Raw genomic sequence first — 25,190 nt, 5'->3', positions numbered from 1 at the left:
AGTGCACCCGCCGGCGCCCTGCGCGTTGGCGAGGTGCCGTGTTCTGTGATTCCTGCTACTGGAGAAGATGCATGGCCCTGTTCCGTCCTCTCGCCATCGGCCTGCTTGCTGCAGCGCTGGTGACCGCGTGTCAGCCGACCACCGCGCCGTCGGAAGGCACGAAAGCACCTGCAGCTGCCGCCTCCAAGGCCGATGTGTCCGCCGCCTTCGATGCACTGCTCGACCAGCAGTGGCAGTACCAGCTCGCGCACAGCCCGGAGTTCGCCAGCATCATCGGCGACAAGCGCTACAACGATCGCTGGACGGACTACAGCCTGGCCGCGGTTGCCGCCGACCGGGTGGCCACGGCCGACCTGCTCACCCGCTTTGAAGCGGTGGATGCCACGGCACTGGACGAACAACGCCAGCTCAGCCTGCAGATGATGCTGCGCCAGCTGCGTGACCGGCTGACCGCCATCGACCTGAAGAACCATGAGATGCCGCTCGAACCGGTGGGCGGCATCCAGCTCGGCCTGGCCGGCATGGGCGATGCGTTTCCCTTCGAGGACGCCAAGGACTACCACGACTACATCGCGCGCCTGAAGGCCATTCCGGCGCTGCTCGACCAGATTGTCGAGGTCTCGCAGCAGGGGGCGAAGGACGGGCTGGTGCAGCCACGCTACCTGCTTGAACGGCTGCCAGCGCAGATCGCCAGCATCGCCGCACCCGCGGGCGCCGACAGCGCGTTTGCCTCGCCGCTGAAGAAGCTCGACAAGGCCGTGCCCGATGCGGCGCAGCGCGAGGCCATTCGCACACAGCTCATCGCCGCCATCAACGAACAGGTGCGTCCGGCCTACACCCGCCTGGCCGCCTTCGTGAAGGACGAATACGCGGCGCAGGGGCGGGCACAGGAAGGCATCTGGTCGCTGCCCGACGGCGACAAGCGCTACCTGTTCGCCATCCGCACCCAGACCACCACGGAAAAATCACCCGAAGCGATCCACCAGATCGGGCTGGACGAAGTCGCGCGGATCGAAGGGGAGATGACCCGCATCGCGAAGGCCCAGGGCTTCAAGGATCTTGCCGCGTTCCGCAAGGCGGTCGCCACGGACAAGCGCCACTTCGCCACCTCCAGCGAGCAGATCCTGGCGTTGTACCGCGGCTATATCGCCGACATGGAACCGGAGCTGCCCAAGCTGTTCGGCACGCTGCCCAAGACGCCGCTGGAGGTGCAGGGCATGCCGGCGTTCCGGCGTGAGGCGCCCGGTGCGGAGTACTGGCAGAGCAACCCGCAGGGCAGCAAGCCGGCCATCGTGATGGTCAACGCCAACGACGCCACCGACCGCACCCTGGTCAACATCGAAACCACCGCCTACCACGAGGGCGTGCCGGGCCACCACCTGCAGATCTCGCTGGCGCAGACGCTGCCGTTGCCGCCGTTCCGCCAGCAGGCCGGCTACAACGCCTTCATCGAAGGCTGGGCGCTGTATGCCGAGCAGCTGGCCGGGGAGGTCGGGTTCTTCAAGGACCCCTACAGCGAATACGGCCACCTGGCCGGCGAGCTGCTGCGTGCCAACCGTCTGGTGCTGGATACCGGTGTGCACTACAAGCGCTGGACCCGCCAGCAGATGGTGGACTTCTTCCACGCCCATCCGTCCGACGACGAACCCAGCATCCAGGCCGAGACCGACCGCTACATCGTCTGGCCGGGCCAGGCGATGGGCTACAAGATCGGCCAGCTGGACATCCTGGCGCTGCGCGCGAAGGCAGAGCAGGCGCTTGGCGACCGCTTCGACATCCGCGCGTTCCATGACGCCATCCTCGGCGGCGGCGCAATGCCGCTGGACCTGCTCGACGCCCGCATCGATGCGTGGATCGCCCAGGCCAAGGCCGCGCCGGTCGCTACCGCCACCGCCAAGGAGACCCCATGAACCTGCGCTCCCCGCTGTCCCTGGCCCTGCTGTTGGGCATCAGCGCCACCGCCCTGGTGGCACCCGCCGCCGATGCCGCACCCGCGGGGGCCACCGCGGGTGCGGCGCCTGCCAACGATGCCGCCGCACGCTTCAAGGCGCTGTACACCCGCGAGTGGGCGTGGCGCGCGCAGCAGGATGCCGGCGGCGACGACGAGAACGGCGGTGGCCGGCCTGCCGACCACCTGCCCAAGGTCGATCCGGCCACACAGGAGATGCGCACCGCGTATTGGACCCAGGTGCGCAGGGAACTGGATGCGGTGCCGCAGGCGCAGCTGTCGGCGCAGGACCAGGTGAATTACCAGGTGTACCGCCAGCAGATCGACGTGCTGCTGGACCAGCAGCACTACCGTGCCTGGGAGATGCCGTTCAACAGCGACACCGCCTTCTGGACCAACCTGGGCTTCACCGCGCGCGGCACCTTCCGCAGCGCCGACGACTATCGACGTTATCTGGCCCAGTTGGCCGATATTCCGCGCTACTTCAACGACCAGACCGCCAACATGCGGGCCGGTCTTGCGCGTGGCTTCAGCCAGCCGCGGGTGACGCTCACCGGCCGCGACCAGTCAATCGCCGACGTCGTGGAGGCCAAGGGCGAGGCCAATCTGTTCTACACCCCCTTCAAGCAGATGCCGGCCAGCATTCCGGCCGCACAGCAGGCCGCGCTGCGCCAGCAGGCGCTGGCGGCGATCGCCGGCAGCGTCATTCCCGCCTACGACAGGCTGCTGCGTTTCATGCGCGAGGAATACGTGCCCAAGGCGCGTACCACGCTGGCCGGCGAGGCGCTGCCGGACGGCAAGGCGTATTACCGCGCGCAGATCCGCGAGTTCGTCACCAATGACATGGACCCCGCGCAGATCCACCAGATCGGGCTGCAGGAAGTGGCACGCCTGCGCCGTGAGATGCAGGCGGTGATGGACGAGGTCGGCTACACGGGCAGCTTCGCCGAGTTCCTCACCTTCCTGCGGACCGATCCGCAGTTCTATGCCAAGACCCCGCAGCAGCTGCTGGACCATGCGGCGTGGATCGCCAAAACCATGGACGGCAACCTGGGCCGGTACTTTGGCCGCGTGCCCCGCCAGCGCTTCACCATCAAGCCGGTGCCGGACGACCTGGCGCCGTTCTACACCGGTGGCCGGGGCGGCCTGGACACCTACTGGCTCAACACCTACAACCTGCCGTCACGGCCGCTGTACGTGCTGCCCGCGCTGACCCTGCATGAATCCTCGCCCGGCCATTCGCTGCAGATGTCGCTGGCCGCCGAAGATACGGACCTGCCGGACTTCCGCCGCTACACCTACATCTCCGCCTACGGCGAGGGCTGGGCGCTGTACTGCGAATACCTGGGCCAGGAGATGGGCATGTACACCACGCCCTACGAGCGCTTCGGCTACCTGACCTACCAGATGTGGCGCGCGGCGCGGCTGGTGATCGACACCGGCGTGCACAGCAAGGGCTGGAGCCGCGAGCAGGCGCTGGCCTACCTGCGTGACAACGCCGCGTTGAGCGAACACGAAATCACCACCGAGGTGGACCGCTACATTGCGTGGCCGGGCCAAGCGCTGTCGTACTACCTGGGTGAGCTGGAGATCCTGACCCTGCGCAGGAAGGCGGAAGCCGCGCTGGGAGAGAAGTTCGACATCCGCAACTTCCACGACGCGGTGCTCTCGCTGGGCTCGGTGCCGTTGCCGGTGCTGGACGCGCGTATCGACCGCTTCATCGCCGAGGGCGGCACATCGCCCTGGGCTGACGCTCCGCACTGAAGCATCGAACACCCCTTCGCCTGCACGTTGCGGCGCCGCTGCCGCAACGGCACCGGCCCGCACCGTTCCACCGGAGGACCTCCATGGCTTCAGCAGGAAAGTTCCACAAGCGCCTCAGCCTGACCGACCTGACTTTCATCGGGCTGGGCTCCATCTTCGGCTCGGGCTGGCTGTTCGCGGCCAGCCACGTGTCCTCCATTGCCGGGCCGGCGGGCATCCTGTCCTGGATCATCGGCGGCATCGCGGTGTTCCTGCTGGGACTGGTGTACTGCGAACTGGGGGCGGCGTTGCCGCGCGCCGGTGGCGTGGTGCGCTACCCGGAGTACTCGCATGGCACGCTCCTGGGCTGGCTGACCGGGTTCATCACGCTTATCGCGTTCTCCAGCCTGATCGCCATCGAAGTGGAGGCCTGCCGGCAATATGCCGCCGCCTGGTTCCCGTCGCTGAGCAAGCCTGGCAGCAGCCATCCCACGCTGCTCGGCTGGCTGCTGCAGTTCGGCCTGCTGGTGCTGTTCTTCCTGCTCAACTACTTCAGCGTCAAGACGTTCGCCCGCGCCAACAACATCATCAGTGTGTTCAAGTTCCTGGTGCCGCTGCTGGTGATCGTGCTGCTGCTGTCGCACTTCAATCCCGACAACCTGACCAGCCAGGGCTTCGCGCCGTCCGGCATGGCCGGCGTGGAGGCGGCGATCTCGGCCGGCGGCATCATCTTCGCGTACCTGGGGTTGACCCCGATCGTGTCGGTGGCCAGCGAGGTGCGGGATCCGCAGCGCACCATTCCCATCGCGCTGATCCTCTCGGTGGCGCTGTCCACCGTGATCTACGTGCTGCTGCAGGTGTCCTTCCTGGGCGCGGTGCCGGGCGACGTGCTGGCCAACGGCTGGGCAGGCATGGACAAGGTGTTCTCGCTGCCGTATCGCGACATCGCGCTGGCGCTGGGCATGGGCTGGCTGGCCACCCTGGTGGTGGCCGACGCCGTGGTCTCGCCCAGTGGCACCGGCAACATCTACATGAACGCCACCCCGCGCGTGGTGTACGGCTGGGCCCGCAGCAGCGGCTTCCTGTCCATCCTGACCCGGGTGGATGCCACGTCGGGCATTCCGCGCCCGGCACTGTGGCTTAGCTTTGCGCTGTCGGTGTTCTGGACGCTGCCGTTCCCGTCCTGGGAAACGCTCATCGGCGTGGTCTCGGCGGCGCTGGTCCTGAGCTACGCGATCGCGCCGGTCACGGTGGCCGCGCTTCGCCGCAGTGCGCCGGACCTGGAGCGCCCGTTCCGGGTGAAAGGGCTGGCGGTGCTGGGGCCGCTGTCGTTCATGATCGCCGCGCTGATCGTGTACTGGTCGACCTGGACGACGGTGTCGTGGCTGCTGGGCCTGCAGGTGGTGATCTACGCGGGCTACGTGGTATCGCAGCTGTTCAACCCGCCGCGTCGCGCCCGCGTGCTGCGGCAGGTGCGCAGCTCCGCCTGGCTGATCGCCTTCTTCGTGCTGGTCATGCTGGTGTCGTGGCTGGGCACGTTCGGCGGCATCGGCGTGATCAGCCACCCGTGGGATACCGCGTGCGTGGCGGTGATCGCGTTCTTCATCTATCACTGGGGCGCGCGCAGCGGGCTGACCAGCGGCGAACTCAAGCTGGAGGAAGACGATGGCGAGTAGGGTGCTGCAGTCCCTTGCCGTCGCCTGCATCGCAGCGGCTGCGGCCACCGCCCATGCCGCACCGGATGCCGCCGACTACCAGCGCTCGCTCGGCCTGCGCGAGGCCTGGAGCGGCCTCACCCGCGACGTGGCGTTCCCGGCGCAGTGGCGCAGCGATGGCCGCTTCTACTACCGCCACACCGTCGACGGCGGTTTCGCCTTCGTGACAGGAACGCCCGACAATGATGCCGTGCAGCCGGCGTTCGATGCGGCGCGACTGGCACAGGGCCTGTCCACGGCCACCCAGCGTTCCCAGGCAGCGCTGAAGCTGCCGTTCTCGTCCTTCACCTACGTCGCCGACGGCACCGATCCGCATGGCGCCATCGCCTTCCATCTCGACAGCGACTATTCGGGCTGGCGTTGCACGCTGACCACCTACGTCTGCGCCGCGCAGCCGGCCACCGGCCGCCCACGCGGGTTCGGCGTGGTGCGCGACCTGCGCGTGCCGGCCGACAACGCGCCACGGCGCTCGCCGGACGGCCAGTGGGAGGCCTACGCCGATGGCGACAACCTGGTGCTGCGCCGGGTGGCGGACGGCAGCGAGACGCCACTCACGCAGGACGGACGCGCGGATGCGTTCTATGACCCGGAGACGCTCGCCTGGTCGCCCGATTCACGCCACGTCGCCGCGTACCGGGTCACGCCCGGCCTGCAGCGCCGGGTCACCCGTGTCGAGACCTCGCCACCGGGACAGCTGCACCCGGTGCTGCAGACCCAGCTCTACCCCAAGCCCGGCGATGCAGTGGATATCGAACAACCGGTACTGTTCGACGTCTTCGGCGGCCGCAAGGACATCACCACCCCGCTGCTCGCCAACCCCTATGCGCTGGCGCCGATCCAGTGGCGCGCCGACAGCAGCGGTTTCAGCATCCAGTATGTGCAGCGCGGCTTCCAGACCGTCCGCGTGGTGGCCGTCGACGCCGACAGTGGCAGGGCGCACGCGGCGATCGAGGAAACCTCGAGCACGTTCATTCCCGCCGACCGCACCTTCGTCCATGACGTGAACGGGCAGGGCAGGGAACTGCTGTGGATTTCGGAGCGGGACGGCTGGCGGCACCTGTACCGGGTGGACGGGGCCACCGGCAAGGTGCTGCAGCAGATCACCCGCGGCGACTGGGTCGTGCGCGACGTGCTGCATGTGGACGATGCGCAGCGCCGCATCTGGTTCAGCGCCAGTGGCATGGATGCAGGTGACGACCCGTACCAGCGGCATCTGTTCCAGGTGGATTTCGATGGTGGCCATCTGACCCGGCTGACCACCGCCGTGGCCGATCACGATGTCTCCATCGCCGACGACGGCCGCTACTACGTCGACGTGTATTCGCGCCCGGACCTGGCCCCGGTGGCCGAGCTGCGCGCCATCGACGGTCGCCTGGTGCGCGCGCTGGCGCGGGGCGACATTTCGCGCCTGCTCGCTGCGGGCTGGAAGGCGCCGGAGACGTTCGTGGCCAAGGGCCGCGATGGACGCACCGACATCTGGGGCATGGTGGTAAGGCCGCGCAACTACGATCCGTCGAAGCGCTATCCGGTCATCGAGAACATCTACGCCGGGCCGCATGATGCGTTCGTTCCCAAGACCTTCTGGCCGTTTGGCTACCACGCCGGCGGCGACAAACAGATCGGCATGCAGGCCCTGGCCGACCTCGGCTTCATCGTCGTGCAGATCGATGGCATGGGCACGGCCCACCGTTCCAAGGCCTTCCACGACGTGGCCTGGAAGAACCTGGGCGACGCCGGCTTCCCGGATCGCATTGCCTGGCACAAGGCGCTCGCCGCCAGGGACCCGTCCTACGACATCGGCCATGGCGTCGGCATCTATGGCGCATCGGCGGGCGGCCAGAGCACGCTCGGGGCACTGGAGCAGCACCCGGAGCTGTACACCGTGGGCGTGGCGATGGCCGGCTGCTTCGACAACCGCATGGACAAGATCAGCTGGAACGAGCAGTGGATGGGCTGGCCGGTGGACGACAGCTACGCGCGCGCCTCCGGCGTGGTCAACGCGGCGGGGCTGCGTGGCGACCTGCTGCTGGTGGTGGGCGAACAGGACAGCAACGTCGACCCGGCCTCCACCGCGCAGGTGGTGGATGCCCTGATCAAGGCCGGCAAGGACTTCGACCTGCTCAACGTGCCGGGCGGCGAGCACTCGGTGGGCCGCTCCAGCGGGCCCATCGATTACGTGACACGCCGCCAGTTCGACTTCTTCGTCCGCCACCTGATGGATGCGCCGACACCCCACTGGAATTCCCGCACGGACCCCCTGCCATGACCGCTCCCCCACGCATCGCGCGGAGACCCACCGCGACCCGTCCGCGCCGACGCGCCGCTGCCTGCCTCGCACTGCTGGGCATGCTGAGTGCGCCGCTGATGGCGGCCGAACAGATGCCGCGGTTCGTCACAGAAAATGGCCGGCATGCACTGCTGGTCGATGGCGCGCCGTACACGGTGCTCGCCGCGCAGCTGCACAACTCCAGCGCATGGCCGGCGGTGTTGCCGGGCGCGCTGGACCAGGTGGTGGCGCTGAACGCCAATACCGTGGAGGCCCCGGTGTACTGGGAGCAGTTCGAACCCGTGCCGGGCCAGTACGACACCACCAATGTCGATGCGCTGCTTGAGCAGGCGCGCAGACGTGGCCTGCGCGTTGCGCTGCTCTGGTTCGGCAGCTGGAAGAACGGCCAGATGCACTACGTGCCCGAGTGGATCAAACGCGATGCGCGCACCTACCCACGCACGCTGGACGAGCGCGGCCAACCGGTGGACGTGCTGTCGCCCTATGCCAGCGCGAACGTGGAGGCCGATGCGCGCGCGTTCACCGCACTCATGCAGCACCTGCGCAAGGTCGATGGCCAGCGCCATACCGTCATCCTGGTGCAGGTCGAGAACGAACCGGGCACGGTGGGCGCGGTCCGCGACCACGGCGCCGCCGCCAACGCCGCGTTCGCCCAACCGGTGCCTGCGGCGATCACCGCCCGGCTGGGCAAACCGGCGGGCAGCTGGCAGCAGGTATTCGGTGCCGAAGCAGACGAGGCCTTCAATGCCTACGGTACGGCGCACTACATCGAACAGGTCGCGGCAGCCGGCAAGCGCGCCTACGACATGCCGATGTATGTCAACACCTGGCTGCGCTACAAGGGCAAGAAGTACCCCGGCGTGGACTATCCCTCGGGCGGTGCCACCGTCAACGTGTTCGATCTGTGGCGTGCGGCCACCCCGTCGATCGACTTCATCGGCACCGACATCTACACCAGCGACTACAACGAGTACACCAAGGTCATCGGCCAGTACGCCCGCCCGGACAACCCCGCGTGGGTGTCCGAAACCGGCTTCGAGCCGGCCACCGCGCCGTACCTGTTCCATGTGCTGGGGCAGGGCGGTATCGGCTTCTCGGTGTTCGGCATGGACGGGCTGGACTCGCCGGAGAAGCAGGCGGCCACAGCGGCCCATGCGGCCAACTTCGGCCAGCTGGCACCGCTGCAGCGGATCATCGCCAAGGCCGCCTTCGAGGGGCGGCTGCAGGCCGTGGCCGAGCAGCCGGGGCAGCCCCGCCGCACGCTGACGTTTGGCGACTGGCAGGTGCAGGTGTCCTACGGCGCGCCGTACTGGGGCGATGCCGACCCCATCCTGCCAGGCAACAGTGACCATGCCGGTCGCCTGCTGGTGGTGCAGACTGCCGCCGACCAGTTCCTGTTGACCGGTTTCGCCGCGCGGGCCGAGTTCGTCCGCGTGGCCTCCGACGCGCTGCACGGCCAGCTGCTGCGGGTGGAGCAGGGCCGCTACGTGGATGGTCAGTGGCGGTTCGAGCGGCTGCTCAACGGCGACCAGACCGACTACGGGCTCAACTTCGTGCGCGACGCACCGCCGGTGCTGCGGGTCACCGTGGGCACCTACTGAGCCACGTTGTCACCGATGTATGCGGAAAACCGCATCGACGACGCGGGTGCAGGACAAGACGCCGCGGCCCGCGCCACGCAGCATGGAGCCTGGTCATTGCAAAGCAGGGGCACCATGGATCGCAGAAGTTTCCTGCGTCAGGGCGTAGCAGCAACGGCGGCGGTCAGCCTGCTTCCGGCAGTCGCCGGGAGCGCGGCGGCGGCGTCCGGCACGCCGGCTGCGCTGGCACGGCAGCCCCGGCCGGCACTGCAGCCCGCCACAGGGGTGGACCTGGCCGGCTTCACCGAACTGTGCGCATTTGAGCACCATGGGGTGGCCTGGACCGTGCATGAGGATCTGCGCACGCCGCAGGGCGCGCTGGTGCTGGCCAGTGCCGCCGGTGTACTCGACCTCGGCAAGCGCACCGAGGCGGTGTGGGGCAGCGACACGCCGCCGTACCTGGGCATTCCGCTGGCGAAGCTGGCCATGGCCGAAGCCGACCTGCTGGCCGACGCGCTGCTGCGACACGGCGACCCGCGCGAAGACGAGGTGCGCGACGTGGCGCCACCGCCCGCGTCGCGGCTGGACCCGAAGGACCACAATGGCCGCCTGCCGTGGACCACGTTCGTGGGGACCGTGCAGGCCAACGACACCATGCAGATCTATCCGGATGGCCGCAGCCGCACCTATCGTGCACTGCAGTCGTTCCCGGAGCTGGCGGATGCAGACAAGGTCGCCCACCGCCTCGAGGGGGTGCTGGGTGGCTGGATGCCGGCCGTGCACAAGGTGGTTCCCGCCGGCGAAGGCCGCTGGTACGACGTGCTGGTGTTCGCCGATGTGAACGCGCAGGACCGCTTCATCGTGCAGACCTGGCACCGCGCGGTGCTGGTGGAGCAGGGCAAGGCGGTGCGCACCGTCTTCGGCTACAGCTACCCGGACTTCCCGACGCGCCGCAGCGGCGCCAGCGCCGACGACTTCTATCGCGGCGTGATCGACTTCGCCGCCACCTGGCAGGCACAGCTGGCCCAGGCCAGCACGCTGCAGCTTCCTGACGACAGCTGGGGAGATCTGGCCCGCTTCGCGTTTGCGCGCGAACGGGTGGTGCGGCCGGGCGGGGTGTACCCGAAGTACGGCGCGGTCGACCGCGACTATGTCGGCAACGAATACGACGGTTTCCAGGACACCTTCACCAGTTCGCTGTACGCCAATCTGGAATGGGGGCGCTTCGACCAGGCCAAGGCGGTGCTGGACAACTATCTCAGCGAGTACACCCAGGCCGACGGCCTGGTGAACATGCGCGGGCCTGAGATCGGCCAGTTTGGCCTGACCCTGTCCCTGCTGGCGCGTTACCTGCGCTACACCGGCGATGTCGCGCTGCTGCGCCGCCACCAGGGCAAGATCGAGGCCACCGCCGCGCTGCTGGTTGAGCTGCACGACGTCAGCCTGGCGCTGCCCCGCAGCGACCGCGGCCATGGCCTGATCCACGGCTGGAGCGAATCCGATGCCTGCCTGTACCCGGATCCATCGCTGTGGTGGAAGCCGTACTTCGGCAACAGCGCACTCACCCTTCGCGGCTGGGAAGACATCGCCGCCGCGTGGCCCTCCATCGCGGGCGAGCGCGGGCCCAGCCGCCAGTGGCAGCAACGCGCCCGGCAGCTGCGCGCGCGTCTGCTGGCCAGCATCCGCGCCGATATCCGCCATGACCTGGTGCCGCCGTACCTGGGCCCGTTGCCCGGCACCACCGAGACGTTCCGCCAGGCGATGTCGCAGGAAGACCCGAGCCGAAGCGAGCAGCTGTGGTCGCATCGCGCATACGCCGAGCTGCTGCAGGCCGACGTGCTGCCGGCCGACATCGCCCACCTGGTCATCGACTGCCTGCGCGGCCACGGCGGCACCACCCTGGGCATCGTCTCCAACATCTGGAAGCCGACCCCGGAAGGCCGCGACATCCTGGGCTTCATCTCCTACGGGCATGCCCAGCAGCTGCTGCGCCTGGACCGGATCGAGGAGTACCTGCTGTTCCTGTACGCCCACCGTTACCAGGCCCATACCCGCGGCAGCTGGACGGCAGGCGAGGTCGCCGGCATCACCGGCGGCATGCCGCTGTTCTGCATGCCCGCGCAGATGACCGTGCCGCTGCTGCTGCGCTGGATGCTGGTGTTCGACCAGGACCAGGACCTGTACCTGGCGCGGGCGCTGCCGCGCGACTGGCTGGCCACCGGCAAGCCGGTCGATCTCCAGGACGCGCCGACGCCCTGGGGCCACGTCAGCGTGCGCCTGCAGGCCGACACGACCCAGCGCCGCATCGATGCCGAGGTCACGCTGCCCGCCTCACGGCCGGACACCACCTGGCTGACGCTGCGTGTGCCCACAGGCACCGCGCTGCGCGAGGTGACGGTCGATGGCCGGCCGGTGCGTGCCACCGGCCCGCACAACGACCGCATCGCACTTCCCTTCGCCGCCGGGGCAACGCTGAACGTGCAGGCCCGTTACGAATAACGCCACAGAGGACGTCCCCATGCCTGCTTCCAGCACGCCCCCCATGATCGATCCCTCGCGCCGCCGCTTCCTGCAGTGGAGCGCGCTGGCGGTCGCCGCCGGGATGCTGCGCTTCCCGCTGGACGCCGCCGCGTCCACCGCGGGCAAGGTCACCGCGCTGCCGCTGCAGGCAGTCACGCTGAAGCCGTCGATGTTCCTGGATTCCCTGCAGGTCAACCGCCGCTACCTGTTCGAGCTGGAACCCGACCGCCTGCTGCACAACTTCCTGCAGTACGCCGGGCTGCCGCCGAAGGGTGAGGTCTATGGCGGCTGGGAGGGCGACACCATCGCCGGGCACACCCTGGGCCACTACCTGAGCGCGCTGTCCAAGCTCTACGCGCAGACCGGCGATGCAGAGGTGAAGCAGCGTATCGACTACATCGTCGCCGAGCTCGCGCGTGCCCAGGCCAAGGACGCCGACGGCTATGTCGGCGGTCTGACCCGCAAGACCGATGCAGGCGCGATCGTGGGCGGCAAGAGCGTCTTCGAAGATATCCGCGCCGGCGCCGTCACTGGCAGCAAGTTCAACATCAACGGCAGCTGGTCGCCGCTGTACACCGTGCACAAGCTGTTCGCCGGTCTGCTCGACGCCGACGCACTGGCCGGCAACACCCAGGCACGGCAGGTGCTGCTGCCGCTGGCGGGCTACCTGGCCGGCGTGTTCGACACACTGGACCACGACCAGATGCAGTCGCTGCTGGGCACCGAGTTCGGCGGCCTCAACGAGTCGTACATCGAACTGGGCGCGCGCACCGGCGAACCACGCTGGATCGCCATCGGCAAGCGCCTGCGCCATGAAGGCATCGTCGACCCGGCCATCGCCGGGAAAGATGATCTGCCGCACCACCATGCCAATACCCAGGTGCCCAAGTTCATCGGCGAGGCCCGTCAGTTCGAAGTCACCGGCGAGCCGGACTGCGCCGCGGCGGCACGCTTCTTCTGGGAAACCGTTACCCAGCACTACAGCTACGTGATCGGCGGCAACGCCGATCGCGAGTACTTCCAGCAGCCGGACACCATCGCCGCGTTCCTGACCGAGCAGACCTGCGAGCACTGCAACAGCTACAACATGCTCAAGCTCACCCGGCACCTGTACCAGTGGACCCCGCAGGCGCGCTACTTCGACCATTACGAACGCACGCTGCTCAACCACACCATGGCGGCCCAGCATCCCGAGACCGGCATGTTCACCTACATGACGCCGATGATCACCGGCGGCGAGCGCGGCTACTCCGACAAGTTCGATTCGTTCTGGTGCTGCGTGGGCAGCGGCATGGAGGCGCACGCACAGTTCGGCGACTCCATCTACTGGCAGGACGCGACATCGCTCTATGTCAACCTGTACATCCCGTCCACACTCGACTGGACCGACGGCGGCCTCGCGCTCGAGCTGGACAGCGGCATACCGGACAACGGACGGGTCCGCCTGCAGGTCACCCGCGCCGATGCCACCGCACCCAAACGCCTGCTGCTTCGCATTCCTGCGTGGTCGGAACGGGGGCACACGTTGACGCTCAATGGCCGCAAGGTCGCCGCCACGGTCAACGATGGCTACGTGACCCTTGAGCGCCGCTGGCGCACGGGCGACGTGGTGGAGCTGGAGCTGGACACCGCCCTTCGCCTGGAACACGCGGCAGGCGACCCGGACACCGTGGTGGTCATGCGCGGCCCCCTGGCCCTGGCGGCCGATCTTGGCCCGGCAACCACCCCGTACGATGCGCCCGATCCGGCGCTGGTGGCCGATGTGTCACCGCTGTCGGGCTTCATCGCACTGCCGCAACCCGGCCGTTTCCTGGCCAGTACCACGCGCCCGCAGGCACTGGAGTTCTCGCCGTTCCATGCGCAGCATGATCGCCGCAGCGCGCTGTACTTCAGGCGCATGACCGCCGCGCAATGGGCGGACGAAGCCCAGCGCCGCGATCGCACCCGGGCTGAACAGACCGAACTGCAGGCCAGCGCGGTGGACATGCTCCAGTTCGGCAACGAGGTCTCCGAGAAGGCGCACGCGCTCAGCAGCGACACCTCCTTTGCCGCCGCCTACCGTCGCCAGGAGTGCCGCGACGTGCGTGGCAAGGGGTTCGTCACCTTCGTCATGAAAGGCAGCACGCAGCCACTCGCGCTGCGGTTGCGCTTCTGGGGCAGCGACAAGGGCCGCTTCAATATCCTGGTCAACGGCACGCTCGCGGTGGAAGTGGAGGTTGAGCGCGGCCAGGTGATCGATTTCGTCGACCGCGACTATCCCTTGCCGCATGCGCTCACCCGTAGCGGCCACGCGCTCACCTTCCGCATCGAACCGCAGCACGGTGACACCGCAGGCCCCCTGTTCGGCGGCTGGCTGATTCCCGCATGAGCGGCGTCCATGCGCTATTCCGCATCCAGACGCGATAAAAGCGACAAGACGCAAGGTCGGGCCACCCGGCACATTGTGACCGTGAGATGAAAACGTTGTAGTTGAATGCAGGGCGAGTGGCGCCGTGCATGCGATCCATCCGAACACTGCCTGCCCATGTGCGCCCTGGCGTGGAACGCCAGCTCGCAAGCCCCATCGAACCGTTTCACTGGCGCATGCCGGTGCGGGGGATTGTTGCCCCTCGACGCCACCGGCCTGCGCATGACCGAGGAAGTTCGCCCATGACGCCCCATCCGTTCCATGCACCGCATGCTTCGTCGTTGTCCCGATGTGCCACCGCCGCCCGTCGCCCGCTGTCCATGGCCGTGGCCGCCGTGCTGCTGCTGGCCAGTGCCGCGCCGGTACTGGCTCAGGAATCCACCGCTGCCGCCGGCAGCGGCACCACCAACCTGGACAGCATCGTGGTGACCGGCTCGCGCCTGCGCCGCGTGGACACCGAAAGCGCCAACCCCGTGGTGACCGTCACCCAGCAGCAGATTGCGGCCACGGGCAAGGCAACCGTCGGCGACCTGCTGCAGGAGCTGCCGTCCATTGCCGGCAACTCCACCAATCCGAACACCAACAACGGCGGCGGCACCGGCGCCTCGACCATCTCGCTGCGCGGCCTGGGCGACAAGCGCACCCTGGTGCTGGTCAACGGCGTTCGCCTTGCCTACAACGACGTCAACGCCATTCCGGCCACCATGATCGAGCGCATCGAAGTGCTCAGCGATGGTGCCTCGGCGATCTACGGCTCGGACGCCATCGGCGGCGTGGTCAACTTCATCCTGCGTGACCGCTTCGAGGGCGCGCAGTTCACCGCCGACTTCGGCACCAGCGGCGAGGGCGATGGCAACCGCCGCAACTTCTCGCTGACGGGTGGCAAGGCCTGGGACCGTGGCAGCGTCGTCGCCGGTGTCTCGTACCACAACCTCGACGCCGTCTCCGCACTCGACCGCGACTACTCCAAGGACGCGCTGTACCTGAGCAGCGGCGAAGCGGTGAAGCAGGGCTCGTCGGCCACGCCGACCGGGTCGATCAACTTCAACGACGGATCGGCCGCCTCCAGCGCTTTGGCGGCGGCCAACGGCTGCTCGCGCGTGACCCTCAACGGGGGCGTCACCGGTGCCACGGGCCCCGGTGATTTCCACTGCTACACCGCGGCCAACGATTCGTACAACTACCAGCCCTACAACCTGCTGCAGACGCCGCAGGAGCGCACCAACGCATTCGCGCTTGCCACCTTCCGCTTCACCGACAACATCGAAGGGTACGTCAACACCTGGTTCAGCAAAACCGAATCCGCCTCGGTGATCGCCCCGATCCCGATCTTCGCCAACGGCGACAACTTCCTGGTGTCGGCGCAGAGCTACTACAACCCGTTCGGGGTCAACTTCGGCACCGACCGCACCACCGGCACGTCATACAACGACCTCAATACCCGCGCTACCGTCCTTGGCAACCGCCGGTACGAGTACAAGACCGACAACCTCCAGATCAGTCCCGGCCTGCGCGGTGGCTTCGGCGACAGTTCCTGGCAGTGGGACGTCAACCTGAACTACGGTCGGGTCAAGCAGACCTCGACCAACTATGGCTTCCTCGACTACGCCGCGTTCAACCAAGCGGTGGGTCCGTCGTTCCTGGACGTCGATGGTGCGGTCAAGTGCGGTACCGCCGGCAACGTCATCGCCGGGTGTACGCCGCTCAACATCTTCAACATCAACGACCCGTCCAGCCTGGGCACGCTGGAGAAGATGATCGTCAACCCGGTGGCCACCAGCGTCTACACCGTGAAGCAGTTCGAGGCCAACGCCAACGGCGACCTGTTCGAGCTGCCGGCCGGCACCGTCGGCCTGGCGGCCGGCATTTCGTATCGCAAGGAGACCAGCACCAGCAAGGCCGACGCCCTCTGGACCGGTGATGAGAACGGCCTGTGCGGTGTCATCGAATTCTGCGCCTCGCAGCTGAGCGGCAGCTTCGACGTCAAGGAAGCCTATGCCGAAGCGCTGTTCCCGCTGCTGAAGGAGCTGCCCGGCGTGCAATCGCTCAACCTCAGCATCGGCACGCGCTTCTCCGACTACAGCTCGGTGGGCAGCAAGACCAACAGCAAGGTCTCCATCGAGTACCGCCCCGTACAGGACCTGCTGCTGCGCGGCACGGTCTCCGAAGTATTCCGCGCCCCCAACATCAACGAGCTGTACTCCGGCGTGGTAGGCGATGCGCCCACGGTCAACGATCCCTGCAATGGCTACACCGGCGGCAACGACGTCGCCTGCGCCAACGTGCCCACCAACGGCAGCTACCACCAGGCCGACGGCCAGATCTCGGGCAAGGCCTCGGGCGCGGAAGTGGCCGGCTACCAGCTCAAGCCGGAAACCGGCAAGTCCTATGACGTCGGCTTCGTCTACGATCCGCGCTGGATCGAAGGCCTGTCGATCAGTGCCGACTGGTGGCGGATCGACCTGGAAGACACCATCACCGGCGTCTCGGCCCAGACCGTACTCAACCAGTGCTACGCCAATCCGGCCAGTGCGTTCTGCGCACTGATCCATCGCAACGGCAACGGCACCATCAACTACGTGGCCGAACCCACCGTCAACCTGGGCACGCTGGCCACCCGCGGCGTCGATTTCAACGCCACCTACCGCATCCCCGCCACCGCGTGGGGCAAGTTCACTGCCGGCCTCAACGGCACCTACCTGGAGCGCTACGACGTCCTGCCGGACACCACCGACCCGAGCACCGTCACCATCCGCAACGGCGGCATGTACACCTATGCCTACGGCAACTTCCCGCGCTGGCGCGGGCTGGGCACGCTGAACTGGAGCATGGACGACTGGAGCGCATCCTGGCGGATGCGTTACATCGGCAAGACGAAGATCGGCAGCAGCGATCTTGACCAGGGCCTGTCGGCTGATACCGATGAAGCCGGCGTGGTGCGCCGGATCGGCTCGTTCGTGTATCACAACGTGCAGGTCGGCTACACCGTGGCCCCGTGGCACACCAGCTTCGAGCTGGGCGTGGACAACCTGACCAACAAGCAGGCGCCGCTGTACTACGCCAACAACGGTGGCAACGGCAACACCGATGTGGCGACCTACGACGTGCTCGGTCGTTTCTACTGGGCGCGCATGTCGGTCAAGTTCTGATGTAGTGCGTGCCGCCGGGGCAGGGTGTCCCGGCGGTGCACCTTCCGTCGTAGACTCGGCAACGGAGCCGGTCGATCAAGGAAGATGCAGTGAGCCACGCCAACCCGCAGAAAAGCACCGGCCGCCCGCGTGTCAAACGCGCTGCGTTCTGGTTGGCAGCAGGCCTTCTTGGACTGCTGCTGGTGCTCGCCAGCCAACTGTACGCGACGATCGACAAGCCCTGGCGCAGCGGCGTGCAGAGCGGTGAAGACTTTACCGGCTCTTTTTCAGGCTCCCCGCTTACTGAAGACGGCGCCCAGATCAGCGCACGTGCGTCTGGCAATGGGCCCAGCCGCTTCGGCTACGCCTTGCAGCGCGCCCCCGGCACGCCCGGCCATTACAGCCTCACCTTCGCGGAAGGCACCCTCACCTCCGGGGACATGGTGGTGACGCTGACTGCCTATGACGGATGGCAGCGGCTCGATCGCGTGCGACGACACCTGCAGGGACCGGCGGATTTGGGAGGGCTGCGACTCGATCTGCAGGTGCCGGCGCGGGCCAGGCTGGTGGAGTTCATGGTGGGCGGGCGACCCGGGACGGATTTCAGCCTCCACACGGTGCAACTACGCGAGACAGCACCGCCTTCGACCGGCAGTGTTTCCGGGGGAGTGCTGTACGAGGAAGCCATGCGCCTCATTGCGGCCCATGCGCTGCATGCGGACCGGTTGCCGCCGGATTGCCGGGCGCAATGGCAGCCCGCGCCGCAGGCGACGCCCGCAGAGGCGCGGCTGGCCGTCAAGCAGGTGCTCAAAGCGCTGGGGGACCGCCACAGCTTCATGATGGACCCAAGCCGGCGCTTAGACCTGCCGCAGGTAGCGAAGGCGACATTCAAGCCAGCCCGATGGGAGGTGGTGGAAGAAGGCATCGGCTATGTGGAGGTGCCGGGGTTCATCGGCACCGATCCTGACCTGCGCAACGCTTACGCCACGTCTCTCGTCGAGGCGTTGCAGGCCGGCAGCCGGCGCGGCGTGCGTGCGTGGGTCGTGGACCTGCGCGGCAATGGCGGCGGCAACATGTGGCCGATGCTGGCCGGGCTGGAGCCGCTGCTGCGCGGCCAGAGCCTCGGTTTCTTTGAGGGCCGCGATGGCAGCAGGCGCGCGTGGCGAAATGACCCGCCGCCCGCTGCGGCGGCCGTGCCGAGCATGGCGCAGGTGCCGGTGGCGGTGCTCACCTCCGGGCGGACGGCCAGTTCTGGCGAGGCAGTGGCCATCGCATTTCGCGGCCGGTCCGCCACGCGCAGTTTTGGCGCGCCGACATACGGCGTGCCCACCGCCAATGCCGCATATACCTTGCAGGATGGCACTCTGCTGCTACTCACCGGCGCCCGCTTCATCGACCGGCTGGGGAAGGGCGATGGCGGCCCCCTGACACCGGATGAAGCAATCAGCGACCTGGGTGTGGCCAACCGCAGCCAAGTCGCGGCGGTGGCATGGCTGCGCGCCGAACGGACGCGAGGGCGTGCGCGGTGATCCGCTGCCTCGACGGCAGCGACCGCATCGCCAAGGCAATCAGATGCGCGCAAGGCTGGCGATGGCCAGCACCACGGTGGCCGCGGTCACCACGGTGAAGTAGAGCCAGCCCAGCACGGTGAACTTGATCGTGGTGACCAGCCAGGACTGACCATATACGCGGCGCTGCATCAGCAGCAGGTAAATCGGCATCCATAGCAGCAGCAACGCAATGGCAATGCCGATCAGCGTGCCGGCCGCAGGCACCGAGGTCAGCTGCCCGCCCAGCATCGACAGCAGCAGGATGCCCAGCAGCGCAACGCACAGGAACGCATGGCTGTACAGCGCCACCACCAGGTGCTCCAGATAGAGCCGGCCACTGCCCAGGTAGAACACCTTCAGCAGCCCCGCGAACAACGGCACCAGCACGAACAGCGCCGAGGGCACCGAGGCGAAGAAGGCGTTGACCAGCAACTGCGGCCGTTCGCTGATACGCGGCAGGTTCTGCCGGATGATGTCCGCCTGCCCGGTCAGCCAGCGGTTGGCGAAGCCCGGCAGGAAGCCGATATCGACCGGATCCTTGCCGTTTCCGGGGACCACCCGGGGTGGCGGGGATGCGGGCTTCGCCGCGGACGGTGCGGATGTCCCGGGGGGAAGGCCCAGCAGCTCCTTCTGCCGTCGTGCGGCCTGCTTGTCCACCTTGGCGATCGCCACATCGATCGGCTTGCGCAGGGCCTGCGGCAGGGTGTCGCGTGATCGCTGCAGCGGTGCCAGCAGGGCCCGGCGCACCTGTTCGACCTCTTCGGTGGTGGTCGCATCGCGGAACGCACCCGGCACCTCGGGCGGTGTCGGAGTCTGGCTGATGAACGACCCTGCATCGACGTGAACCACCAGCCGCGCCACGAAGAAAGTCAGCACGCTCAGGATCACGAACAGCCGGATCGGCGGGATATAGCGGGTACGGTGGCCCCCCAGGTAGGCGGCGGCCAGGCGACCGGGCAGCAGCAGCTGGCGCAGGGTGCGGAAGATCCGCCCGTCCAGGTGCCAGAACGACTCGAAGACCTCTTCCACCGCATGCCCGAAGCTGCGTACCGGGCTGTGCGCGGACTGCCCGCACTGGTGGCAGAAGTCGCCCTGCAGCGCGGTGCTGCAGTTCTCGCAGGCGTCAGGGTGGGGAAGGGCTGAATGCATCTGTGCCAGGACCCGGGCGGGAAAGGCGCATACGATAAGGGCGGCCGTGGCGGGCTGCCAGTGCCCTGGTGCAGGGGGTGCTCACGCCCGCCTTGCTAGAGTCGAACGACCTCCCTTCGCGGCGACCACAATGCCACTTACCACGTCCCAGATCGCCATTCTGCGCGCCATCGAAGCGACCGATCCGGTATCGGCCGACGACGCCACCTGGGCGGTCACCGAGGGCCTGGCGGTGCAGGCCGAGGACGCGGATATCGACCTGACGCCGGCGGGTCGGGAAGCGCTTGCGTCGGTCTGAAGTGCGGACGTCGTTTTCGCGTGTACGCCATACCGGCTGCACACCCGCTCCACATCGCGCTCCCTACAGTTGGGTCCATCCAACCAACGGCGCCCGCGTGTGAACCTGCAGACCTCGATTGCCCATCCGCTCCCCCGGCGCGCCCTGCCGGACAGCTGCCACTTCGAACTGCTGGATGTGAGCGCCCTGCAGGATCCGTGTACCGGCCGCATCGTCCATCTGTACTCGATGGTGGCGCGTTGCCTGAGCTGCGAGGTGATCTTCAAGGCGCAGGAAGGCGAGGGCTTTGTCAGCACCTCGGTCGCGCGCGTGCTGCGTTGCCCGTCGGGCTGCGGTGAGCAGTCCCTCAAGGGGCCGGCACTGCGCCAATGGCGACCGAGCGGCGCGCCTACCGCGTCGGCTCCTTCGCCCACCTGCTCTGGGTCGACACCGCTTCAACCACTTGTCCCGGCGTGAAATCGCAATGCCCCTCTCCTGTCGCGGGCAGCGTCGTCGGCGGGGGCGTGGCACCCGCCCGTGCCGCCAGCGCCGGGTAGATCGGCTCGAAACGTGGGGTCACTGAGGGGTCGTCATGGTTGTACTGCAGCAGCAATGGTCTGCGCAGCACACCCGTCAGACCCAGCTCGCGCTCCACCCAGGCCTGCGCCCCGGCATCCGCGGTGATGCGCCGCACCTTGGCATTGAACGCCTTGTCGTCGCCGAAGCCTGCGTACACCGTGCGCGTGTTGCCCACCGGCATGCCGCCGCTGCGCGTCACCAGTTGCTGGAACACAAGTGTGTGCAGGCTGATGGTGTCGGCCAGCTCATGCGGCTGCAATTCCAGCCGTTTGGCCAGCGTGGCAGCCGCGGCCGGGTTGGCCTGCACGGCCGCCTCGATGGCGTCATACGTCTGCGCCTGGGGAAGGTGGGCCGCAGCGGGCGAGGTGAGTCCTGCTTCCGGCACGCCTTTCGCAGCTGGGAAGAAGTATTCAAACGCCACCAGCGAGGTGAGCATCTCGGCCGCCAGGACATCGCCCGGCAGATTGGCACCGCAAAGCGAGATGCCCCCCGTGTAATGCTGGGGCAGGCGCTCAAGCGTGGCGATGGCCACCGCGCCGCCCATCGAGAAGCCGAGGATCCAGGTGCGCCGGGTATCCGGATGTTGGGCAACGAAGCGCTGGCGTAGCCGCTCGGTATCCTCGATGGCGTCGGCGACCGCCCAACCCTGGCTGCGGTACCCGCTCTGGCCGACCGCATAGCCCGCCTTGACCAGTGCCTCACTCCCTTTGTTGCCCGGCCACGGATCCGGGCGGGGCGTGCCGACCGGTTCGAAGCCGTGTGCAAGCATCACCAGCTCGCCATTCCAGTGGTCCGGGTAATCGATGCGCCAAGGCGCGCCCTGCAGTTGTCCGGTCTCGCTGCGCGGCTCCACAGAAGCGGGTGTCCTGCTCCACGCCGGCCCAATGACCAGGACGATGCACAGGCCTATGGACAGCGAACCGCGTCGGGCGTTGCGCATCAACTCCTCCTTATCTGGCCGCGGGTGCAAGGTCCACCAGCAGCGTGGGAATCAGCTCCGAGACCGTGGGGTGGATCGGCACGGCCCAGCGCAGTTCGTCCAGCGGGCGATCCGCGCTCATCATGTCGAGGATGCCGTGGATGGCTTCATCGCCGCCAGTGCCCAGGATCGCCGCGCCGAGGATCCGTCGCGTTTCGGCATCGGCGACCACCTTCATGAAGCCCTTGGACTCGCCTTTCTCGACCGCGCGCCCCACCCGGGTCATCTCGCGCTTGGCAAACAGGAGCGGGCGACCCGTCTTGGCCGCCTCGAGCTCCGACATGCCCGCACGGCCCAGCGGCGGGTCGATATAGAGCGCGTACCCCGGCACGCGGCTGCTGACCCGCCGGTCCTCGCCATCAAGCAGGTTGGCCGCCACGATCTCGAAGTCGTTGTAGGCGGTATGGGTGAAGGCGCCGCGCCCGTTGCAGTCGCCCAGTGCCCAGACGCCGGGAACCGAAGCCTGCAGGCGGTCGTCCACCGTGATGTAGCCGCGCGCGTCGAGCGCGATGCCGGCCGATTCCAGGCCCAGATCGTCGGTATTGGGGCGGCGGCCGATCGCGATCAGCAGATGGCTCCCTGCCACGACCGATTCGCCCGCGCGGGTCTGGAAGGTCACGCCGATGCCGTCGTCGGTCTGCTTGAACGACATCTGGTCGGCACCGGTACGCACGTCGATCCCCTCGTCCTCCAGGATGCCGCGCACCGCAACGGAAATATCCGGATCCTCGCGGGCAATCACCCGGTCCGCGCGCTCGAGGATCGTCACCTGCGCGCCAAAGCGGCGGTACATCTGCGCGAATTCGAGGCCGATGTAGCTTCCGCCCACGACGATCAGGTGCCGGGGCAGGGTGTCGAGCTCGACCATGCTGCTGTTGGTCAGGTACGGCACCTCCTGCAGGCCCGGCATGTCCGGCACCGCAGCGCGACCGCCCACATTGATGAAGATCCTGGGGGCCACCAGCCGCTCGCCATTGACCAACACCGCGCCGGGCCCATCGAAACGGGCGTGGCCGCGGATCAGTGTCACGTTGGGCATGCCCGCCAGCCAGTCCTCATTGCCTGTGCGCGAATCCAGAATGACCTTGCGTGCACGTGCCGCCACCACCGTCATGTCCACGCTCACCGGGCCGGCAGAGAAGCCGTACTCCGCCCCACGTCGGGCCATCTGCGCGGCGTAGGCGCTGGCGACCAGGGTCTTGGTTGGCTTGCAGCCGGTATTCACGCACGTGCCCCCGACCAGATGCCGCTCGATGATCGCCACGCGCATGCCGGCGGCGTCGAGCCGGCCCGCGAGCGATGGGCCCGCTTGGCCGGTACCGATGATGATGGCGTCGAACGGGGTGTCGTTTGGCATCTGGGGATCCCTCTTGTGTCCCCGTCGCTGCAGGGTGCGTGGATGTGGCCGCCAGTATCCGTCAGGGTACGCCTGCAGCCGGTCAAGAGGAGGCAGCGAGGGAAGGGAGGGCGGAGCTGCGGGCGCACAAACCCGACCAAGTGACTAGTTTCGCAACGTGGCCCCGCGCCGTGCTGCAAACACGCACAGTCCCATGCACACACAGAAGTATGCCGCCAGCAGGCCCGCCATTCGCAGCGCGTCCCCGTCTCTTTGGTAGTCCAGGACCACGGACATGTCCCACACCATGACCCCGCCGGTCGCAAGGCCAAGAACGAGCAGGCCGCGGGCCAACCACATGGCTACCTTGCCGCGCGGGTCCAGCCAGATCCGCCGCGCACCCAGCAGCCAGGCAGCCGAAAGCAGTGGGATGCCAAGAAACACAAACCACTGCATGAACATGCACAGCCAAGCGAGCGGCAGCAGCGCGGCCAGCATCAGAACAAGAGGGCTGACGCGAGCGGGCCCCTTCGTGGAGGAGGTGACGCGACGCAGGAGAATGAAGCCTGACACCAGCGCGATGAACGCCAAAATTGGCGTCGCCATGAACAGAGAGAAGAAGCCCCGGAAATCGGAGGCGGCCGCTGGCCCGGGAACGGTGATCAACGAAACGGTCAACAACGTTCGTTCGGTTCGATCCATGTGCGCACTGCGTCCTGTCTTGCCTTTTTGTTGACGCACGACGATAGCAGACCGGTTGGAGGACATTCATGCCGATCAGCACGACTGGCTACGCGGCTACACTGATGGTATACCGCTTCGCCGGCAAGCCCTGTGTACCAGGAAGCGCGCGCGAAGAATCAATGCCGTTCACGCTGGGTGTTTGGGAACAACATGGAGAAGGACGTTTGAAAGATCGGATGATGGGTGTGGTTGTTCTGCTGTTGCTTGTGGGTTGCGCCAGGACACCTGAGGCTTCGGTGCCACCACAAGGAAACGAGGCACCGGCCGCGCCCCAGCCCGCACCGTCCAAGGCCTCTGTGCTGGGAGGGCAGCGGGGCGATGGCATGCCGTACGAGGTGGTGGGCAGCGAGGTCCGGGATGTGCCGGATCCGGTCTCCGGACGGAGGTACCAGGTTTTCGTCGCATTGCCACCGTCCTATGCAGACACGCCGGAGCGCACCTATCCGGTTCTTTATGTGACCGATGCGGACTACGCGTTCCCGCTCGCGCGACAGATCGGCCGGCGGTTGAATGTCGAGGGTCCGAAGCTGGAGGAGTTCATCCTGGTTGGGCTGTCGTACGCGGTGGGCGATGAAGGGATGCCCAGCCGCCGCCGCGACTACACGCCCACCCCCAACGGACCCCGCAGCGCCCCGGCCGACGCCGTGCACGGGGGTGCCGACGCCTACATTGGCTACCTTCGCCAGCAGGTGCTGCCCTTCGTGGCAGGGCACTACCGCACCGACGAAACCCGGCGCCTGCTGCTGGGGCACTCGTACGGCGCATTGCTCGGCACACGGATTCTGTTCACCGATCCGAGCATGTTCTCCGGCTATATCGTGGGAAGCCCATCGTTCTGGTACGACCGCAATGTCACGGCGCGGTACGAGAAGGACTACGCGGCAGGGCACAGCGACCTGCCGGCGTCCGTGTACATGTACGTCGGACAATACGAAACGCCCGCCTACGGCAACGACGCCGACATGGTGGCGGATGCAAAGCAGATGGACGCGGCCCTGCGCGCGCGCCACTACCCCTCGCTGCGGCTGCAGTTGGACGTCCTGAACGACGAGGACCACCTGAGTGTGGCTCCGCGTGGGCTGACGCACGGGTTGAAGTTCCTGCTGGCATCGCCCCGTTGAACGCCGCACTGGAATAGGGCGGCCGGCGCGGCGTCAGTGCCTGGGGAGTAGATCTCCGTGCCGACAGCGGCATTGCATGTATCTCGGTCAAGGGTGTAGTGTACAAAATATTTGACATTCCGGGAGC

At 67.5% G+C, this 25,190-nt stretch carries 15 protein-coding genes and 1 pseudogene; 12 read left to right on the top strand and 4 right to left on the bottom strand.

What is annotated here, in order from left to right; all coding sequences use genetic code 11:
- Positions 1–71 precede the first annotated feature (71 nt).
- From AC3ITN_RS10265 to AC3ITN_RS10225, 9 genes are all read left to right on the top strand, one after another.
- Positions 72–1,910 (top strand): DUF885 domain-containing protein, encoded by a 1,839-nt coding sequence (locus tag AC3ITN_RS10265; protein WP_489390399.1) that lies wholly within the window; start codon positions 72–74, stop codon positions 1,908–1,910.
- On the top strand, positions 1,907–3,712 hold the full coding sequence (locus AC3ITN_RS10260) for a DUF885 domain-containing protein (protein WP_489390398.1): 1,806 nt from the start codon (positions 1,907–1,909) through the stop codon (positions 3,710–3,712). Before AC3ITN_RS10265 ends, AC3ITN_RS10260 begins: the two co-directional genes overlap by 4 nt.
- 83 nt (positions 3,713–3,795) lie before the next feature.
- Positions 3,796–5,367 (top strand): APC family permease, encoded by a 1,572-nt coding sequence (locus AC3ITN_RS10255; RefSeq protein WP_489390397.1) that lies wholly within the window; start codon positions 3,796–3,798, stop codon positions 5,365–5,367.
- Positions 5,357–7,672 (top strand): S9 family peptidase, encoded by a 2,316-nt coding sequence (locus AC3ITN_RS10250; RefSeq protein WP_489390396.1) that lies wholly within the window; start codon positions 5,357–5,359, stop codon positions 7,670–7,672. Before AC3ITN_RS10255 ends, AC3ITN_RS10250 begins: the two co-directional genes overlap by 11 nt.
- Positions 7,673–7,752: 80 nt before the next feature.
- Entirely contained in the window at positions 7,753–9,294 is a 1,542-nt protein-coding gene (locus tag AC3ITN_RS10245) for a DUF5597 domain-containing protein (protein WP_489392911.1), read from the top strand.
- 114 nt (positions 9,295–9,408) lie between these two features.
- Positions 9,409–11,772: a glucosidase family protein gene (locus AC3ITN_RS10240; protein WP_489390395.1), complete on the top strand. Its 2,364-nt coding sequence runs from the start codon at positions 9,409–9,411 to the stop codon at positions 11,770–11,772.
- Positions 11,773–11,791: 19 nt separating this feature from the next.
- Positions 11,792–14,161, top strand: coding sequence for a beta-L-arabinofuranosidase domain-containing protein (locus AC3ITN_RS10235; protein ID WP_489390394.1), 2,370 nt, complete (start codon positions 11,792–11,794; stop codon positions 14,159–14,161).
- A 281-nt stretch (positions 14,162–14,442) separates the two neighbouring features.
- The gene (locus AC3ITN_RS10230; RefSeq protein ID WP_489390393.1) at positions 14,443–17,349 is read left to right on the top strand and encodes a TonB-dependent receptor domain-containing protein; all 2,907 of its coding nucleotides are present in this window, start codon (positions 14,443–14,445) and stop codon (positions 17,347–17,349) included.
- Positions 17,350–17,438: 89 nt separating this feature from the next.
- Positions 17,439–18,857 carry a S41 family peptidase gene (locus AC3ITN_RS10225; RefSeq protein ID WP_489390392.1) on the top strand — a complete coding sequence of 473 codons (1,419 nt, stop codon included), beginning with the start codon at positions 17,439–17,441 and terminating at the stop codon, positions 18,855–18,857.
- A 39-nt stretch (positions 18,858–18,896) separates the two neighbouring features.
- On the opposite strand, the gene AC3ITN_RS10220 is transcribed toward AC3ITN_RS10225, so the two are convergent.
- Positions 18,897–20,027 (bottom strand): DUF3667 domain-containing protein, encoded by a 1,131-nt coding sequence (locus AC3ITN_RS10220; protein ID WP_489390391.1) that lies wholly within the window; start codon positions 20,025–20,027, stop codon positions 18,897–18,899.
- A 130-nt stretch (positions 20,028–20,157) separates the two neighbouring features.
- Between AC3ITN_RS10220 and AC3ITN_RS10215 the strand changes: the two genes are divergently transcribed.
- Together AC3ITN_RS10215 and AC3ITN_RS10210 are read left to right on the top strand one after the other, a co-directional pair.
- Positions 20,158–20,325 carry a hypothetical protein gene (locus tag AC3ITN_RS10215; protein ID WP_489390390.1) on the top strand — a complete coding sequence of 56 codons (168 nt, stop codon included), beginning with the start codon at positions 20,158–20,160 and terminating at the stop codon, positions 20,323–20,325.
- Between the two features lie 99 nt (positions 20,326–20,424).
- Positions 20,425–20,703 (top strand): annotated as a pseudogene (locus AC3ITN_RS10210) (hypothetical protein); the annotation flags it as partial.
- Between the two features lie 10 nt (positions 20,704–20,713).
- Here AC3ITN_RS10210 and AC3ITN_RS10205 read toward each other — a convergent pair.
- The 3 genes from AC3ITN_RS10205 to AC3ITN_RS10195 all read right to left on the bottom strand — a co-directional run bounded on the left by AC3ITN_RS10205 (position 20,714) and on the right by AC3ITN_RS10195 (position 23,900).
- Entirely contained in the window at positions 20,714–21,823 is a 1,110-nt protein-coding gene (locus AC3ITN_RS10205; protein ID WP_489390389.1) for an alpha/beta hydrolase family protein, read from the bottom strand.
- A gap of 10 nt (positions 21,824–21,833) precedes the next feature.
- Complete coding sequence (locus tag AC3ITN_RS10200; RefSeq protein WP_489390388.1) at positions 21,834–23,219, bottom strand: FAD-containing oxidoreductase; 1,386 nt, start codon at positions 23,217–23,219, stop codon at positions 21,834–21,836.
- 144 nt (positions 23,220–23,363) lie between these two features.
- Complete coding sequence (locus AC3ITN_RS10195) at positions 23,364–23,900, bottom strand: hypothetical protein (RefSeq protein WP_489390387.1); 537 nt, start codon at positions 23,898–23,900, stop codon at positions 23,364–23,366.
- A gap of 218 nt (positions 23,901–24,118) precedes the next feature.
- On the opposite strand from AC3ITN_RS10195, the gene AC3ITN_RS10190 reads away from it, so the two are divergent.
- The gene (locus tag AC3ITN_RS10190) at positions 24,119–25,063 is read left to right on the top strand and encodes an alpha/beta hydrolase (protein WP_489392910.1); all 945 of its coding nucleotides are present in this window, start codon (positions 24,119–24,121) and stop codon (positions 25,061–25,063) included.
- Positions 25,064–25,190: the final 127 nt, after the last annotated feature.

This window comes from Stenotrophomonas sp. KH_036_B (genome assembly GCF_057839485.1).
This window is presented reverse-complemented; position numbering and strand designations above follow the sequence as displayed.

Bases quoted from the DNA above. Each gene is read 5' to 3' on its own strand.
- AC3ITN_RS10265 (WP_489390399.1), top strand. From the start codon at position 72: ATGGCCCTGTTCCGTCCTCTCGCCATCGGCCTGCTTGCTGCAGCGCTG.
- AC3ITN_RS10260 (WP_489390398.1), top strand. From the start codon at position 1,907: ATGAACCTGCGCTCCCCGCTGTCCCTGGCCCTGCTGTTGGGCATCAGC.
- AC3ITN_RS10255 (WP_489390397.1), top strand. From the start codon at position 3,796: ATGGCTTCAGCAGGAAAGTTCCACAAGCGCCTCAGCCTGACCGACCTG.
- AC3ITN_RS10250 (WP_489390396.1), top strand. From the start codon at position 5,357: ATGGCGAGTAGGGTGCTGCAGTCCCTTGCCGTCGCCTGCATCGCAGCG.
- AC3ITN_RS10245 (WP_489392911.1), top strand. From the start codon at position 7,753: ATGCTGAGTGCGCCGCTGATGGCGGCCGAACAGATGCCGCGGTTCGTC.
- AC3ITN_RS10240 (WP_489390395.1), top strand. From the start codon at position 9,409: ATGGATCGCAGAAGTTTCCTGCGTCAGGGCGTAGCAGCAACGGCGGCG.
- AC3ITN_RS10235 (WP_489390394.1), top strand. From the start codon at position 11,792: ATGCCTGCTTCCAGCACGCCCCCCATGATCGATCCCTCGCGCCGCCGC.
- AC3ITN_RS10230 (WP_489390393.1), top strand. From the start codon at position 14,443: ATGACGCCCCATCCGTTCCATGCACCGCATGCTTCGTCGTTGTCCCGA.
- AC3ITN_RS10220 (WP_489390391.1), bottom strand. From the start codon at position 20,027: ATGCATTCAGCCCTTCCCCACCCTGACGCCTGCGAGAACTGCAGCACC.
- AC3ITN_RS10215 (WP_489390390.1), top strand. From the start codon at position 20,158: ATGCCACTTACCACGTCCCAGATCGCCATTCTGCGCGCCATCGAAGCG.
- AC3ITN_RS10205 (WP_489390389.1), bottom strand. From the start codon at position 21,823: ATGCGCAACGCCCGACGCGGTTCGCTGTCCATAGGCCTGTGCATCGTC.
- AC3ITN_RS10200 (WP_489390388.1), bottom strand. From the start codon at position 23,219: ATGCCAAACGACACCCCGTTCGACGCCATCATCATCGGTACCGGCCAA.
- AC3ITN_RS10195 (WP_489390387.1), bottom strand. From the start codon at position 23,900: ATGGATCGAACCGAACGAACGTTGTTGACCGTTTCGTTGATCACCGTT.
- AC3ITN_RS10190 (WP_489392910.1), top strand. From the start codon at position 24,119: ATGATGGGTGTGGTTGTTCTGCTGTTGCTTGTGGGTTGCGCCAGGACA.